The sequence below is a fragment of the Thiomonas sp. FB-Cd genome (genome assembly GCF_000733775.1).
Taxonomy (GTDB): domain Bacteria; phylum Pseudomonadota; class Gammaproteobacteria; order Burkholderiales; family Burkholderiaceae_C; genus Thiomonas_A.
On record NZ_JPOE01000002.1, the window covers coordinates 1,662,860 to 1,678,301 of the forward strand.

The 15,442-nt window shown below is 60.5% G+C and carries 12 protein-coding genes; 9 read left to right on the forward strand and 3 right to left on the reverse strand.

From position 1 onward, the window contains the following. Positions 1-24 precede the first annotated feature (24 nt). Positions 25-849: a transcriptional initiation protein Tat gene (locus CD04_RS0108115; RefSeq protein ID WP_156030190.1), complete on the forward strand. Its 825-nt coding sequence runs from the start codon at positions 25-27 to the stop codon at positions 847-849. A gap of 22 nt (positions 850-871) precedes the next feature. Here the strand turns inward: CD04_RS0108115 and CD04_RS0108120 are convergent, their stop codons facing one another. Beyond that, entirely contained in the window at positions 872-1,423 is a 552-nt protein-coding gene (locus CD04_RS0108120) for a phasin family protein (protein ID WP_031405734.1), read from the reverse strand. 166 nt (positions 1,424-1,589) lie between these two features. Here CD04_RS0108120 and CD04_RS0108125 point away from each other — a divergent pair, with 166 nt between their 5' ends. Together CD04_RS0108125 and CD04_RS22545 are read left to right on the forward strand one after the other, a co-directional pair. Further along, complete coding sequence (locus CD04_RS0108125) at positions 1,590-2,477, forward strand: potassium channel family protein (protein ID WP_051849030.1); 888 nt, start codon at positions 1,590-1,592, stop codon at positions 2,475-2,477. Positions 2,478-2,853: 376 nt separating this feature from the next. Continuing rightward, positions 2,854-6,579, forward strand: a complete 3,726-nt coding sequence (locus tag CD04_RS22545) for an EAL domain-containing protein (protein WP_081857857.1) — start codon at positions 2,854-2,856, stop codon at positions 6,577-6,579. Positions 6,580-7,212: 633 nt separating this feature from the next. Here the strand turns inward: CD04_RS22545 and CD04_RS0108140 are convergent. Then, positions 7,213-8,352, reverse strand: a complete 1,140-nt coding sequence (locus CD04_RS0108140) for an RNA-guided endonuclease TnpB family protein (RefSeq protein WP_031405740.1) — start codon at positions 8,350-8,352, stop codon at positions 7,213-7,215. Positions 8,353-8,676: 324 nt separating this feature from the next. On the opposite strand from CD04_RS0108140, the gene CD04_RS0108145 reads away from it, so the two are divergent. The 5 genes from CD04_RS0108145 (at position 8,677) to CD04_RS0108165 (ending at position 13,371) form a co-directional block, all read left to right on the forward strand. After that, positions 8,677-9,708, forward strand: coding sequence for an IS110 family transposase (locus CD04_RS0108145; protein WP_031404465.1), 1,032 nt, complete (start codon positions 8,677-8,679; stop codon positions 9,706-9,708). 309 nt (positions 9,709-10,017) lie between these two features. Then, positions 10,018-10,395 carry a carboxymuconolactone decarboxylase family protein gene (locus CD04_RS0108150; protein ID WP_031405742.1) on the forward strand — a complete coding sequence of 126 codons (378 nt, stop codon included), beginning with the start codon at positions 10,018-10,020 and terminating at the stop codon, positions 10,393-10,395. A gap of 260 nt (positions 10,396-10,655) precedes the next feature. After that, positions 10,656-10,949 carry a hypothetical protein gene (locus CD04_RS0108155; RefSeq protein WP_051849032.1) on the forward strand — a complete coding sequence of 98 codons (294 nt, stop codon included), beginning with the start codon at positions 10,656-10,658 and terminating at the stop codon, positions 10,947-10,949. Positions 10,950-11,121: 172 nt separating this feature from the next. Next, a complete protein-coding gene (locus tag CD04_RS0108160) occupies positions 11,122-12,477 on the forward strand; it encodes an IS1182 family transposase (RefSeq protein ID WP_031405719.1) in 1,356 nt (451 codons plus the stop codon). A gap of 597 nt (positions 12,478-13,074) precedes the next feature. Next, positions 13,075-13,371, forward strand: coding sequence for an H-NS family nucleoid-associated regulatory protein (locus CD04_RS0108165; RefSeq protein ID WP_031405745.1), 297 nt, complete (start codon positions 13,075-13,077; stop codon positions 13,369-13,371). Between the two features lie 467 nt (positions 13,372-13,838). Here CD04_RS0108165 and CD04_RS0108170 read toward each other — a convergent pair whose 3' ends face one another. Continuing rightward, positions 13,839-14,975 carry a HoxN/HupN/NixA family nickel/cobalt transporter gene (locus tag CD04_RS0108170; protein ID WP_051849033.1) on the reverse strand — a complete coding sequence of 379 codons (1,137 nt, stop codon included), beginning with the start codon at positions 14,973-14,975 and terminating at the stop codon, positions 13,839-13,841. A 138-nt stretch (positions 14,976-15,113) separates the two neighbouring features. On the opposite strand from CD04_RS0108170, the gene CD04_RS0108175 reads away from it, so the two are divergent. After that, a complete protein-coding gene (locus tag CD04_RS0108175) occupies positions 15,114-15,395 on the forward strand; it encodes a HypC/HybG/HupF family hydrogenase formation chaperone (RefSeq protein ID WP_031405749.1) in 282 nt (93 codons plus the stop codon). Positions 15,396-15,442: the final 47 nt, after the last annotated feature.

Consider the following 15,442-nt stretch of genomic DNA (forward strand, 5'->3'; position numbering starts at 1 on the left):
GGCGGTCCAAGAAGGAGACAGGCAATGCGCGAAGATAGTCGGCAAGGTTGGTCGCGACGTGAGATGTTGAACGTGATGGCTTGGACGGTCTTTGCCGGCATCGCCGGCACCGATGTTGCGGGCTTTGGGCAGGCACAATCGGCGGAGCCGCAGCAGTCCATGGACAGCCTGCTTCCGCAAGGCTCACAACAGCTCGCCACGCTGATGGACACGCTGGCCAAAGCCCCGCACCGTCGGGACTTCAAGACGGTTCCGATGATACTTACCGACCCCGAGATGTGGGACGCACAGGCCATCCATGATGTCCTGCATTACCCCGGCAATCCGAAAATGGTCTGGCACAACACCGACCTGGAAGGCCCTTGGCTGAACCTGATGCGCCTGACGCTGAACGCGCAGATCTGGTCGTTCAAGCATCCCAATTTCCTCATTGTCTCCGTGACCCATGGCTCCGCCGCTCTAGCCCTGTTCGACGAGCAGGCGTGGACAAAATATGAATTTTCCAAACTGACGAAGAACAAGGTCAAGCGCAATACGTTCATCGACATTCCCGCCGCAGCCATTGCCAACCCGGCGGACTTCCAGAATCCTGAAGGCGCATACTCAGCCAAGGCCACGAGTATCGCCGTTCTGCAACGCCGCGGCGTCGTATTCATGGCCTGCCATGACGGCATTTGGGGGCTCGCTGGCCACCTTCACAGCAAGGGACACAACCCGGACAGGCTTTCGCAGCCACAATTGGCCGCGGATCTCACCAACCACCTGATACCGGGCGCAATCCTCACGCCCGACGTGGTGGCCGAACTTGTGGCGCTCGAGCGTGCCGGCTTCGCTTATGCCCACAGCTGACCTGTACGGGGTCGGGCGCCATTCAGGTCTTGCGCTTTGCTCGCGCGGCACTGTGTTGCGCTGCTTTCCGCACTTCGCCGGTGGCGGTACGCAAATTGGTCTCGGCCATGTCCGCGGCCTTTTTTGAGGCCTGCCTCACAGCCTCATAGGCCGCGTTCGCATTTTCCAGCGCGCTTTTCATCAAAGCCACCGCTGGCTCCGATCCCGCGGGGGCGGATTTCGCAGAACTCTCCACCAGCGCCATGAACTTGCGGTGCATCTCGGCCACCTGTGCCTCGGCCGTCTTTGCGATGTCGGCCTGCGCGCCCGAGGCGATCTCATGCACGTGCTGCGCGTAAGCCAGCATTTTCTCCGCCACTGGCTCCATCCACTGCGCCTGCCTTGCCGTCACACCCTGCAGATCTTTGGCTGACAACTTCGTCATGGCCTCTTCAGCGCTGTCCTGGAGCGTCTCTTTCACGGTCTGCATGCTCAAGACCACCAACTTCTCCATACTTTCCATGGTCTTGGTCACCATGTCGAACATGGCTTCGAATTGCGCCTTTTGCGTTGCGATCAACTCTTCGGGTGTCATGACAGTCCTTTCCGGTTGGGTGGGCGTGCCAACATGCTAGGCCGGCGCCCTGTGGGCTACAAGGGGGTGAACGGTCGGGCGGCAGTGCGCACACAGGGAGCACAATAGCCATGCCAGCCGGATCCGCTCTTCCCTTTAACACTCGTGCCCCAAGACTTTGCACGCTATGCGTCATGACGTCAACTTCTGGTTTGGCCTGAACGGCGCTCCGCTTGGAGAGCGCCCCCATGTTTACGCGCTCGAAAAGCGCATCAATCCGCTGATGGTGGGCATCGCATTACTGGCCATCCCATCCTTTTACCTGGAAGATCTTCAGCCCGATGGGGCGCTCAAGCCTTTTGGCCTCGAGATTGACCTTTTCATCCTTGGCGCATTCCTGGTCGAAACCCTGATCATGCTGGTTCTATGCCGGCAGAAATGGAGTTACCTCAAGTACAACTGGCTGAACGTCCTGATCATCGTGGCGTCGGCCCTTCCCCTGGTTGGGCTTAACAGCGAGTGGATCCCGCTGATCCGATTGCTGCGGATCACGTATATCGGGTTGGTCTTTGCCCGGCTGCTGAGCTATGTGCGGCGCATCGTGACGGCCAACGCCATTCCCTATGCCTTCATGCTTGGCCTCGGTGCCGTGCTGCTCGCTGGACTCGGGTTTTACTGGGTCGAGCCCACCATCCATTCCTACGAAACCGGGCTATGGCTGGCCTTCACAACAGCTGCAACAGTCGGCTATGGTGACTACGTGCCGACCACCGCGGCCTCGCGCGTGCTGGCCGTCTTCGTCGTGATTGTCGGATACGCCGTGTTTTCCCTGATCACGGCCAGCATCGCGGCTTTCTTCATCGGCGAGAACGAGAAGAAGCTCCAACATGAGATCTATCGCGACATGAAGGCCTTGCGTCAGGAGTTGCACGAACTGCGCGACGAGATTGTGCAACTGACGAGTCGTGCACAGTCGCAGGACGGCTCGTCCATGACACGGCATTCAACGATGCCTGCGGATCCCGAACCCGCCGGGCCCGCAGGCTCGCCGCAGGACCGGTCGACAACACCGTAGCACGCTCGGCGCCATGCGCGGCTGATGACTCTCTTGTCGCGATCTCGTTGCGACAAGAGAGTCCATATTGCGACCACCCCGCCTCGCGGCGATGATGGCCAACACCGCGGCGCCCAAGCTGACAGCGGACCTCGGGCCCAAAGCCACGGCCTCACAACAGGCTTGATGGTTTAACCGCGAGGTTGCTCAAGGAGCCGCTCGTGGTTATGCTGGCTGCCGTGGCTGTGGCGGCACTTCGCGCGGTGCTGGGGGCAGCCCTTGTTTACCCTCTGGCTGCCCGGCACTGTTGGCCATTGAACCTGGCAGTCAGACTGCGTCTTGGGGAACGGGACCCCAAGGTTGATTTCTGCGCTCAATCACTCCACGAGGCCTGCCCATGCCGGAACCCTCCGCAGACCGATTTCGACGCTGGACTCTAGGGCTTTACGCCTGCGCGTTCACCATACTGGTTGGGGGCATGAGTTGGTATCTCAGCCAGACGTGGCGCGAGCAGCTGAATCAGACACGCAGCCAGCTGCACGCCTTGGCGCAGTTGAGCCATCAAGCTGTCCAGCTTCAGTTCGATCAATATGCACGGAGCTTGCGGCTGCTTGCTTGGCAGCTGAGAGACAAACCAGAGCAAGACCCGAGCATTTTGCGTCGCGAGCTGGCGCAGTTCGCGCAAAGTGATGCCGGGATCGCTGTACTGAATCTCGTGAGATCAGATGGCCGAGTCCTGACCAGCACCGGGGCGGCCAGCGACGCGCCCATGCCCGATCTGAACGCTGACCCTGCGTTGCGCGGTTTGCTGGACCGCGCCCGCGCCGAGCCGCTGGTCTTGCAGCTGCTCCACCCCACCCTCAGCCCGCTGATCCACCGACTTGTCATTCATCTTGCGATGGCTGCAACGACACCGAATGGCGCCTTGTTCTACTTGGTTGGTGGAATCGACATGAGCCAACAAGTGCAGCTTTATCGCGATCTGCTGACACCAAGGCAGCGCGCGGATGGCGAGGTCATTGGCCTTCTGGGCCAAGACGGGTATTTGTATGGAGCGTGGCCGCTCCCTGGAAAAGTCGGAAGAACCGGTGGCCGCCTGGAAAGCTTCCTCCAGCAGCCCCGAAACGGCGCGCTGCACCACTTTCTGCTGAACCACCCCGGCACTGCCCAAGGAGACGTGGAGGGTCTCATCAATGTCGGACTGTCGAATACGGAGTACTTGGGTGCATTTCAAGAACTTCGCGGTTTCCCGCTCTACGCCTCTGTCTTTGCGCCCAAGCCCCTCGTCTGGGCCAAATGGTGGAAGATCGTTCTAGCGCCGCTGATTGGGGCGGGCTTGGCGCTCACGCTCCTGACGCTCATCATGGGGCTGAGCCTGCGCTTGCAACGGCAGTGGTTCCAGGATGCTCAGCGCAAGAATGAACAATTGCGCTTGGCCTGCGAAGGCGAAGCGCGCCAGAATGCCGCATTGGGCCTTTTAGGCCAAAGCTTGGCCATGGCGATGCGTGCCTCTGATACACAATCCATCCTTCAGGGGCTTTGCGCATTAGCCACGGAGCAGCTCGGTTGCGCCCTGGTCTGGGTCGGGTGTGCCGAAGCCACCGGACGCCGGCAGGTAACCCCGATCGCATCGGCCGGACAGACTGGCTATATGCAAAACATCCAGATCGCACTGAGTGACGCCCGGTTCGAACAAGGCCCTTTTGCACGTTGCATCAAAAGCGGAAAGCCCGTTTTTTCCACGATCAACGCACCCGAGTTTCGCCCTTGGCATGCCCAGGCAAAAGCGTATGGCATCGAGGAAATCCTCGCACTTCCCCTCCCGCTGGAATCCGGTACGCCGGACCATGCCGTGGTCTTCTACGGAACGGTTCCTGGATTTTTCACGGACTCGCATGTCGTAGGCACCTTGCTGCAGATGGTTCAGGAGGTTTCGCTTGCCCTGCAATCGCTCCTGACAAGACAGGCGCTCGACCGATCGCGCCATGCAGAGTCCACTGCCAACGCGCACTTTCATCAGATTCTCAACAACCTTCCGGCCGGGGTCATCGTCTTTGACGCCAATGGGCTGGTGCAGTATTGCAGCCGGGCCTTTGTCGATCTGTACGGCATTGATCTGAACCCGAATTTGCTCGTCGGGCGCCCCTGGCGGGACGTCTGGAGCCACGTCGCAGCGATGCACGCGCACCCCGAAGCCGCAACGCGCCGACTCAAGCTGCAAATGCATCAAAACGAACCGGCACAGGACGAGATCAAACTGGCCAATGGCCGCGTTTTCTTGGGCAATTACGTTCCGTTGCACGATGGGCATCAGCCAGGCGGCGCCGTGTGGAGTCTGCAGGACATCACCTCGCTCAAGACTCAGGAGGCACAGATCAAGCAACTGATTGATCGTGATCCGCTCACCGGCTTGTTCAACCGCCGAGCCTTTGACGCACGACTTGCCCAGTGCCTGGATGGGCACCCGGTAAGTGAGCAACTTGTGGTGGGCATCCTTGACCTGGATCACTTCAAGAACATCAATGATCGACTTGGCCATCAAATCGGGGACGCGCTACTCGTCGAGGTGAGCCGCCGTCTTGCCAGCGTCTTGCGCGACTCGGATTTGCTGGCTCGCTTGGGCGGCGACGAGTTTGGTTTGATCCTGCCTGACTGTCCGAGCATGGAGCAGCTGGGGCTCATCGCCGAGCGTCTTCTGGCAGCCGTAGAGCCGCCTATGGATCTCGACGGCCATACCGAGCACATCAGCTTGTCCTTGGGCTTTACCGTGTATGTGGACCCGAGCGTCGGCGCCACCACCTTGCTGCGACAGGCTGATATGGCCATGTACGCAGCCAAAGCGCGAGGGCGTCGCCAATACCAGATCTTTGGTGAAGCGATGGAGATGGAGGTCGCTCGATACGAGTCCTTGCTGAGGTGGGTTGCCAGTGCCTTGCGCGAGGATCGTCTGGAACTGCACTACCAGCCCATCTTGTCGCTGAGGCCCGATTCCCGCGGGCGGATGCAGGCCAGCGTCAGCAAGGTCGAAGCTTTGCTGCGCTTGCGTGACGAGGCTGGCAACGTACATGCGGCGGGGATTTTCGAAGAGGTGCTCGACGATCCCCAGTTGGCAGTCCAAATTGGCCGCTATGTCTTGCACGAGGCCATCTCGCAGGCACTACGGTGGCGAGACCAAGGGCTACGCTTGCAAATCTGCGTCAATATCAGCCCGCGACACTTTTTGGATCAGTCATTTGTTGCGGATGTGCAGGACGCCTTGACGCTTGCGCCCGATGGCGTTGCCGAACTGATCGAAGTGGAACTGACCGAGCATGGCGCACAACTCAATGGATCGCGGGCACGGCAAGTTGTCCAGGCATGCCGGTTATTGGGCGTCTGTGTCAGCCTCGATGACTTTGGCACCGGCAGTGCAAGCCTCACGCACCTTCAGCTTCTCGACGTGTCAACGGTCAAAATCGATCGATGCTTCACCAGTGACTTGTTTGAAAATGACGCCAATCTCAGCATCACCTATGGAATGCTGCGCACCGCGCAGATGATGGGCCTGACGGTGGTCGCGGAAGGTGTGGAAACGTCCCGGCAGGCGTTGGCCCTATTCGTGATGGGTTGCTTGAACCTGCAGGGCTACGTCATCGCCCGCCCCATGCCAGCGGCGAAGCTTGGCTCATGGGTGGCCCAATGGCAAGATCAGTTGCCCTGGATCGCATTGATGGAGCAGGTCCTGCACGTGGATGACCAGGCAATTCAAGCCATCGTCGCCCATGGCATCGGCATTCGTCATCTGCTGATGCAGTCCCGCGGCGGGCCCGATCACGACTTTTACTGCCAGGTCAATGCGCATGAGCTTTGCAAGCTGGGGGTTTGGTGCTCTGAGCAACCGCAGCGCCAGCGCGACACCGCTGCCTATGCGTTACTCATGCGCAACCATGCGGCATTTCATGAACTGGTTCGCCATTACCTGACAGCGCCCGGCGCGGTGGAGGCCTCCGCAGTGGAAGCGGCCAGTCAAAGTGTCCGCACGGCATTCTGGGACGTGGTTCTCGGCGGTTCGGATTCCATCATTGCGCCTCGATCCGCCCAACCCGTGCACTCCGCCAACACATTTGACGGCGCGTCGACGTAGGCAACTCGATGCTCGCCGAGCCCTTGCAGCCGTGCCGATGAGTACCAGTTCATCGCGCGGCGTGCGCGCTTGCCGAAAGGACTTTGGTACGGCGGCGTCACGGATGGAGCGAAGCGTGCAATGCCAAATTCGCTTGGCAAAACGGTGCGTGTTGTTGGCGCATGCGTAGGGGTGCTTCAATGTGCATGCGCTTCCATTCGCTGGATTTGCGCCGGAAAAGGGACGACGGGGTCGAACGACAGCGCGCTTTTCATGGCGACCGCCAATACGCTTGGCACCGGCTGCAAGCTCTAAAGCGGTGTCCGCGCTAACGCGGCGTTGACGATCAAGCACGGGCTCTTCGAGGGAATTCTGGCGGCTGAACCCCGGATACCCCGACAGCCGCTTCGAATTCCATACGGCGTTTTGGGCAACTGGCTGTTAAGAACTGGTAAAACCGCGCCGTGCAAGTTAAAAGGAACCCTTCCGGGCGGTCGTGCGGGTCGACGCTTTGCATGTTCGAGACGCGCTGATGCCGGAACCCGCAAAGCTTGGAGCCGCATACTCTGATAACCCACTACTTGGAGAATCCTTGACTGCTCCCCTCCCTAAAGGGAGGAGATTCCCACTTCACAGAGTCCAGCCCATGCCGCTTTACAGCGAGACGGGACTTACAGTCTCTCCATGGGCTGACACCGCAAGTCCTGCGGCCAAGACGTTGCGCGCGGCGTTGATGTCGCGGTCGTGGGTCGTGCCACACTCTGGGCAAGCCCAGGTGCGCACGCACAGCGGCATCGTCGTCTTGGTGTGGCCGCACACGGAGCATCGCTTGCTGGATGGATACCAGCGATCGATGCCGATCAATGTGCGCCCGTACCACTGCGCTTTGTACTCGAGCTGCCTGACAAACTCCGCCCAGCTTGCGTCGCTGATGGATTTCGCCAGGCTGCGGTTGCGCTGCATGTTCGACACGGACAGCGTCTCGACGGCGATCACTTGGTTTTCGCTGATCAGTCGGGTCGAGAGCTTGTGCAGGAAGTCCCTGCGCGCGTCCGTGATATGCGCATGCAGCGCAGCAACTTTCAACTTCAACTTCGCCCGGTTCTTCGATCCGAGCTTGGCTCGCGCCATGCGGCGCTGCCATTTCGCAAGTCCAGATTCGTTCTTGCGAAAGGTTTTCGGGGATGCGATCTTCTCGCCATTCGAGAGGACCGCGAAATGGGTGAGCCCCAGGTCGATGCCGACCTGGCCGGATGCGGCCTTCCTGGACGTGACCACGTCGTCGCACAGCAGCGCGGCGAAGTACCGACCGGCCGCATCCCTGGAGATGGTCACGGTCGTGAGCTTGGCCGCCTGGGGCAAGGTGCGCGACCAGCGGATGTCCAGCGGCGTGTCCATCTTCGCCAGACGCAACTCGCGCCGGCCCGCGTCCCACCGGAATGCGCTGGTGGTGTACTCGGCCGCCTGCGGCCCGTCCTTGCGCTTGAAGGACGGGTACTGGGCTCGCTTGGCGAAGAAGTTCGAGAACGCGGTGTTCAGGTGCCGCAGCGCCTGCTGCACGGGCACGCTGCTGACTTCGTTCAGCCACGCATGCTCGGGCGTCTTTTTCAGCACAGTCAGCGCGGCGGAGGTTTCGTGGTAGCCCACGCGCTCTCGCCGCAGCATCCAGGCGTCGCTGCGCAGTCGTAGCATGTGGTTGTAAGCGAAGCGTGCGCACCCGAAGGTTCGAGCCAGTGCGTCAACTTGCTCGGGCGTCGGGTAGAAGCGAAAGCGATAGGCGCGCTTGACCTGCATGCGTCACATGCTATGCGTTTTCCGTGTAAATTGTCAACACAGCACCGATCTTCGATCGGCGCTCCTTTCCTCCCCGCCCTAAACGGCGGGGTTTCTCGGAGATGTGATGGATGCCTCCCTCCCTGCGGGGACTGAGACAGGAGTATGGAGATGAACGCGAGGCCGTTCGGAGTCGACCTGGCCGCCAGGGTGGCGGGGTGGGTCCCCGAGTGGATACGGCATCGATGTGCCCAGGACGTGATAGACCACGGTCTTCACAAACACCCTCGGAGACCCGACATGAATCGTAAGACAGGCATGAGCGCAGGGCAAATCATCGGCACGATGGACGGCCTGCAGGTGGTGGGGCTGGACATCGCCAAGCTGGTGTTTCAGATGCACACGGTCGACATGTTCACGGGCGAGATTGCCAATGTGCAGATCAAGCGGGCCAAGGTGCTGGAGCACTTCGCCAACCGGGCGCGGTGCCTGGTCGGCATCGAGGCCTGCGGCGGGGCGCACCACTGGGCGCGCGAGCTGCGCGCGCTGGGCCATGAGGTGAGGCTGCTGCACGCCCGGGCGGTGCGGCCGTTCGTGTCGGGCAACAAGACCGATGCGACGGACGCGCGAGCGATCTGGCTGGCGGTGCAGCAGCCGGGCACCAAGTTCGTCGGAGTCAAGTCGCTGGCGCAGCAGGCCACGCTGACGCTGCATCGCCAGCGCGAGCTGCTGATGAAGATGCGCGTCATGCAGACCAACGCGCTGCGCGGATTGCTGTACGAGTTCGGCACCGTCTTCGCCAAGGGCAGCCGGGCCATGCTGGGCGAGGTCGAGGCGGCGCTGGAGGCACTCTCGACGGCGCTGCCGCAGATGGTGGCCGACAGTCTGCGCGAGCAGGTGCGGCGCATCAAGGCGCTGGGCGAGGACATTGCCGCCATTGACAAACGTCTGGCATGGCAACTCCGCCAGGATCCGGACATGCGGCGCATTGCCGAGATCCCCGGCGTCGGGGTGCTCACCGCCACAGCGGCGATCGCCACCATGGGCGACGCCCGCGCTTTCGGCTCGGCGCGCCAGTTCTGCGCCTGGCTGGGCCTGGTGCCCGCACAGCGAGGCACGGGCGGCAAGATCCGCCTGCAGGGCATCTCCAAACGCGGCGACGCCTACGTGCGAACGCTGTTGATCCACGGCGCGCGATCCGTGCTCACGCACGCCAAGGAACCGGGGCCATGGTTGGAGCAGATCCGGCAGCGGCGCCCGGCCAACGTGGTCATCGTGGCCCAGGCGGCCAAGATGGCGCGGACGATCTGGGCCGTCACGGCCAGACAACAGGATTACCAGAGGGGCCACCGCAGCGTGCGGCCGCAAGCGGCCTGAACGAACGGTGACCATGGATCAACTCTTACTTGATGAAAGGAATGGACCGCCTTTGTAGGCGATGAGGCAGCAAGACGCAGCGTGATGTGAACCGGTCGGACCGGGGCAAGCCAAACCTGAATCCGTTGTCGGACTTCAACAGTCCGCTCTAGGAGATGAGGCGCTTGTCCGCGAATGACATCGGGGCCGGCGGCGCGTCTGGGCAACCAGACAACCCGCGATCGAGGCCGGATATAAGGCGGCAGCCGACTCTTCACAGCACAACGCCGATTGCTCTTGATCGCCGGGAGGCATCCATATAAGCAACGGATGAATCCAGACCAATTCGAGCGAGGCTTGGCAGTGCGTAAGGAAGTGCTTGGTGCTGAGTACGTCGACGCGGCAATTAAGGGCGCCGATGAGTTCACCCGAGATTTGCAGAACCTCGTCACTGAATATGCCTGGGGCGAAATCTGGTCGCGTCCCGGTCTCTCGCGCCGTGATCGCAGCTTGCTCAACCTTGCCATGCTCACCGCGCTGAACAGGCCTCATGAATTTCGGCTTCACGTGCGCGGAGCAATCCACAACGGCGTGACCAAGGACGAAATCAAAGAGGTCCTTCTGCAGACGGCCGTTTACTGCGGAGCCCCTGCGGCCATTGACAGCTTCCGAAGCGCGAAGGATGTATTCAAGGAAATGGGGATCTAGCAGGGTGCCGGGTCGACCGCACCCTGCCCCACCGACAGGTTGATTGGGGAATCCGCTCCACATCGATGCCTCTTCAGGCCGCGTCGGGAACGTCTGTGCGTGCAGCGCCGCCGAATCGTGACGGTCCTGCTGCGCGCGCAAGTGCTATTGCAAGTACCGTGTGCCAGCAACACCGGGCATACCGCCACAGACGCAGGGAGAGACTTCCGCGTGATACTCTGAAAAACGCAACCCACACTCGCCTCTGAGGAGATCCATTCATGTCAAAGTCCACGTCTTGCTTTGCCCTGACCGCGAAGCGAGCCCGCGCGCTGATGTTGGTGTCCATCATCCTGGGCGCCCCCTGCGCCCAGGCCACAGAGAGCACCCTTAATCAAACGGCCCAAAAGGCCGGTTCGACTGTTGGCTCTGCTGCGCATGCTGTTGGCCAAGAAGGCAAGAAGATTGGCTTGACCGTTGGCCACGAAGGCAAGAAAGTTGGCTTGGCCATCGGCCATGCGGCAAAGACCGGGGGCTTAGCCTTCTGGCATGCTGTCAAGGGCGAAAACCGCTGACCTGAATGCTCGCCCATAAACCATCTTTGAGTAGGGAGAGATGGCACGAGTGGCGGCATGGAAACAATGCTGCGATCTCCATGCGTGCCTAGGAGCCTGTCGGACTTTCGAGGCTTTCGGATTTGAAGGCGATGCATGACAATGGAGGCAGTGCATTCCTGGGTTTTTTGCGATGAGCCGCTTCGTTAGCGTTGACCGAGACACTGCCTACCTCCTGCCGCCATCGGTGGACGAGTGGTTGCCGCAGGATCACTTGGCACGGTTCGTTGTGGAAGTCATCGATCGCCTTGATCTGGACGATCTGGTCAAGCAGTATGCGGGGCGCGGATCGGCGGCGCATCACCCTGCCGTGCTGCTGGGGCTGCTGATCTACGGCTACGCCAACGGCGTGCATTCGAGCCGCAAGATTGAGCGCGCGACCTACGACTCGGTGGCGTTTCGCTTTGTTGCCGCCAATACCCACCCCGATCACGACACGCTGGCGACGTTCCGCCACCGCTTCCTCAAGGAAGTCGAGTCCCTGTTTGTGCAGGTGCTGGTGCTCGCACGCGAGATGAAGCTGCTCAAACTCGGACACATTGCGCTGGACGGCACCAAGATCGACGCCAACGCCAGCAAGCACAAGGCGCTGTCGTGGGCGCATGCCAACAAGATTGAGGCGCAGTTGCGCGAGGAAGTCCAGGGCCTGCTGGCGCTGGCGGAGACGAGCGATCGCGCCAGCGCGCCCGACGGCATGGATGTGCCCGCCGAGATCGCCCGGCGGGAGGATCGCCTCAGAGCCATTGCGCAGGCCAAGGCCAAGATCGCGCAGCGCGCAGCCGAACGCTTCAAGACGGAGCAGCAGGAGTTCGAGGCCAAGCAGGCCAAGCGCCAGGCCCAGCGCGACGCGGGCAAGAAACCCCGCGGCAAGGACCCCGAGCCGCCCCAGGCGGGTCCCATGGACAGCGACCAAGTCAACCTCACGGATGAGGAGTCACGCATCATGCCCGTGTCGGGCGGGAGCTTCGAGCAGAGTTACAACGCCCAAGCCGGCGTGGACACCCAGACGATGATGGTGATCACCCGGCATGTGAGCCAGGCGCCCAACGACAAGCGCGAAGTCGTGCCCACGCTGGAGCAGATTGTGGCGTTGCCTGCGGTGCTGGGCGAGGTGCAGTCCCTGATTGCGGACAACGGCTACTGCAGCCAGGCCAACGTGATCGCCTGCGGCGATGCCGGGGTCGAGCCGCTGCTGGCGCTCAAGAGGCAGTCGCATCACACGCCCGTGATGGAGCGCTTCGCATCCGATGCGCCCGACCCTCAGACGACGGATGCGGTGGAGCGGATGGCGCACCGGCTGCGCACACAGGCTGGGCGAGCCCTCTACAGCTTGCGCAAGCAGACGGTGGAGCCGGTGTTCGGCATCATCAAGCGGGTGATGGGCTGGCGCCAGATGAGCCTGCGTGGGCTGGCCAAAGCGCAAGGCGAGTGGAGCTTGGTGACCATGGCCTGGAACATCAAGCGCATGTACGTGCTGCGCGCGGCGTGAGGGAAAATGCGCCCCAATCACGCTAAAACCGAGTCCTCAGGCGGCCTCATGCCCCCTCACTGCGCCGCCTGAACCCTCCAGAACACTCGATCAGCGCGCCGCCGTCCAAAAAAACGCGCCGCACTGATTATCCGGGTTCGCTCGAACTCAAGTCCGACAGACTCCTAGGCAAAACCGAGCCATAAGCGTGCGAACCGAGAATGTTGAGCATCAGCTTCTCGCGTTTGGAATTGGCTATTGAGACAGGTTTCCGAAAACCATCAGGAAGCCATCGGAAGCGCGCCACACAGCGCCCTTCCAATCGTCGTCATTCGTGCCGCCGGCAGACGAATAACTGGCGTGGTTCACGACTCAAACAATTTCTCGGCGGATGTATCAATAATGTTCCGCACGCTCTTACCTTCGGCTCTATAATTTTCTTGTGTAATCATTGTGTCGGCGGTGCAATGCGAGATAGACGCAAGGATTACCGGTATAATTTGCTTTTGATGGGATCTTCTGCACCCTCAAATCTTTTGTGGATGCAACAATGTTGAATCTTGAGAAGATCTCGCATCGCACGATAATCTTGTTCCCCAACGATCTAAAGGTGACAGCATGGCAACATATGCAGAGCTTCAAGCGCAAATCGCCGCTTTGACGGCCCAAGCCGAGGCGGCTCGGAAGGCTGAGCTTAATAGCGTGATCGCCGACATCAAAAAGAAAATGGCCGACTACGGTTTAACCGTGCACGACTTGGATGGCAGGGCTTCAAGCCTGAAAGGGTCCAAAGTCGCTCCCAAATATCGGAACCCGAAAACGGGCGCAACATGGTCCGGCAGAGGCAAGCGTCCCAATTGGCTGGATGAGGCCATTGCCGAAGGCAACGACATCTCCGCGTTTTTTATTGGCTAAAGTGCGGCAGGCGTGACTGAGGCCAGAAGGGTATAGCTGACCCTGACGAGAACCCTGTGACGATCGGGGACAGGGTTCCTTGAAATTTCTGACTTCAGTCACGACAGGCAGTTGAATATCGCGCGTCTCGCCTGTCGGTTCCACGTGGGTTGCGCAGACGCACGCGAAACCGGCCGGCACGGCAAAATGGGGGGACATTGGCCGCGTCAGAGTCTCGCCCCGGAAGCGCGATGCTTCTTGTGCGCAGATTGGCGAGGTCAGCATAGGCGGCTTGCCCTTATCACATGCCGCCTTCAAAAAACTGAACCCCACGGTGAACTGAGATCGTTGCCCGGTTCACGATCGGAGTAATCAACCGTCGACAGGGCTCCGGCTGTCGGCTTCCTTGATTCTTGCTACCCGCCCTTGTTTGAACGGCCAGCGCATTGAGTCGCCTTTTCCCTGTCCTACGAAGCCGAGCATGACTTTCACCGCCCCACCGGCGGGCAGCCACCTTTGATGGGATCGCTCGCGTGCAGCGAAGGCTCTAGAGCGCTACCCTGGCCGAATCGGCCGAGTTTCCAGACCAGCACGGAGATACCCCAAGCCAGCATGAACAGAAACACGATGAGATAGCCGAATGATCCGAACTGCAGGGACATGATCGTATGGGCTACGGGCCCCTTCCAGTGCATCGAAGGAATGAGTATTTGCAACAGCTCGATCGTGCCCAGAACGAGCGCCACAAGCACAGAGAGACCTGTCGTGGTGAGGTTGTAGAAGATCTTTCGCACTGGATTCACAAAGGCCCAGCCGTAGGCTTTCGTCATCAACACCCCATCGGTGGTGTCCATGGCCGACATTCCGGCCGTGAAAAGAATCGGCAGCGAAATCACCGCCCAGACAGGCAGGTTTCCTGTCGCAGCTCCAGCGGTCATCGCAAGCAAGCCAATTTCCGAGGCTGTATCGAATCCGAGACCAAAGAGCAAACCCACGGGATACATCTGCCAGCTTTCGTGGACCACCCTTTGCAGGCGAGAGCCGAAAAGCCGGTTGAGCAGTCCACGTTGCCCAAGCACCCGGTCCAGGTGCTCATGATCATGGCCACCACGAAGGGCGTGCTTCCACCCCTTGAGCAAATCCAGTAAAACCAGCAGATTCAGCACGCCGACGACCCAGAGGAATAGACCTGAGACGCCCGTGCCGACCATGGCACCCACATGCTGCATTTCAGGCAGCGCGTGTTTCACCGCAGACATCATGAGCGCTGTGAAGACCGCGAGGACAAAGACAACCGTTGAATGTCCGAGCGAAAAGAAAAATCCCACGCCGAGAGGCACCTTACCTTTCTGCATGAGATAACGCACCGTATCGTCCACGGCCGCGATGTGATCGGCATCAAAAGCGTGCCGCAAGCCAAACAAATACGCGGCCAGGCCGAGTCCGAGCATGGCGGGATACCGCGCCGCATAATGCAGATACAACCCCCAGCCCACGACATGCAAGAGCACAATCACGCCGTAGTAGGCAGCAATGCGCCGCCATTCGTCCTCTGTAAACCACAGGTCAGGGAAAGCTGCCGACCACGGTGCATCCTGCACAACAAGATCTGTCTGGCTTTTCATTGATCCTCTGCTCCGTAACGTGGTGAGCGTGCCACCATAATTCTCCCACTTTGACGGCCCATGCGGCCTACACTAGAGGAACGATCAACTTACTCCCGGCGGCACGCACGAGTGGCCGTTTACAAGGAGCGCATCATCATGTGCCTTGGTATCCCTGGACGCATCGTCGAAATCGTCGACCCGGACAACCGACTGGCGAAAGTGGAGATTTCTGGGGTCAGGAGACTGGTCAACATCGCGTGCATCACGGACGACACGAGCCCGATTGCGTCCTGCGTTGGCCAGTGGGTATTGGTTCATGTTGGCTTCGCCATGAGCCGCATCGACGAGGTCGAGGCGCGCAACACACTGGAATTGCTTAAGGCACTCGAAGATATCGATGACAGATCGACGCTGCTGGGTGAAGCTGGGGGGGCCTGACATGCGAGCGCATCGCCCGCTCAGACAACTCGACCACCGCATGGTCG

What these genes read in the sequence shown, in the direction of transcription:
- CD04_RS0108115 (WP_156030190.1), top strand. Translation starts at nt 25, where the DNA reads ATGCGCGAAGATAGTCGGCAAGGTTGGTCGCGACGTGAGATGTTGAAC.
- CD04_RS0108120 (WP_031405734.1), bottom strand. Translation starts at nt 1,423, where the DNA reads ATGACACCCGAAGAGTTGATCGCAACGCAAAAGGCGCAATTCGAAGCC.
- CD04_RS0108125 (WP_051849030.1), top strand. Translation starts at nt 1,590, where the DNA reads ATGCGTCATGACGTCAACTTCTGGTTTGGCCTGAACGGCGCTCCGCTT.
- CD04_RS22545 (WP_081857857.1), top strand. Translation starts at nt 2,854, where the DNA reads ATGCCGGAACCCTCCGCAGACCGATTTCGACGCTGGACTCTAGGGCTT.
- CD04_RS0108140 (WP_031405740.1), bottom strand. Translation starts at nt 8,352, where the DNA reads ATGCAGGTCAAGCGCGCCTATCGCTTTCGCTTCTACCCGACGCCCGAG.
- CD04_RS0108145 (WP_031404465.1), top strand. Translation starts at nt 8,677, where the DNA reads ATGGACGGCCTGCAGGTGGTGGGGCTGGACATCGCCAAGCTGGTGTTT.
- CD04_RS0108150 (WP_031405742.1), top strand. Translation starts at nt 10,018, where the DNA reads ATGAATCCAGACCAATTCGAGCGAGGCTTGGCAGTGCGTAAGGAAGTG.
- CD04_RS0108155 (WP_051849032.1), top strand. Translation starts at nt 10,656, where the DNA reads ATGTCAAAGTCCACGTCTTGCTTTGCCCTGACCGCGAAGCGAGCCCGC.
- CD04_RS0108160 (WP_031405719.1), top strand. Translation starts at nt 11,122, where the DNA reads ATGAGCCGCTTCGTTAGCGTTGACCGAGACACTGCCTACCTCCTGCCG.
- CD04_RS0108165 (WP_031405745.1), top strand. Translation starts at nt 13,075, where the DNA reads ATGGCAACATATGCAGAGCTTCAAGCGCAAATCGCCGCTTTGACGGCC.
- CD04_RS0108170 (WP_051849033.1), bottom strand. Translation starts at nt 14,975, where the DNA reads ATGAAAAGCCAGACAGATCTTGTTGTGCAGGATGCACCGTGGTCGGCA.
- CD04_RS0108175 (WP_031405749.1), top strand. Translation starts at nt 15,114, where the DNA reads ATGTGCCTTGGTATCCCTGGACGCATCGTCGAAATCGTCGACCCGGAC.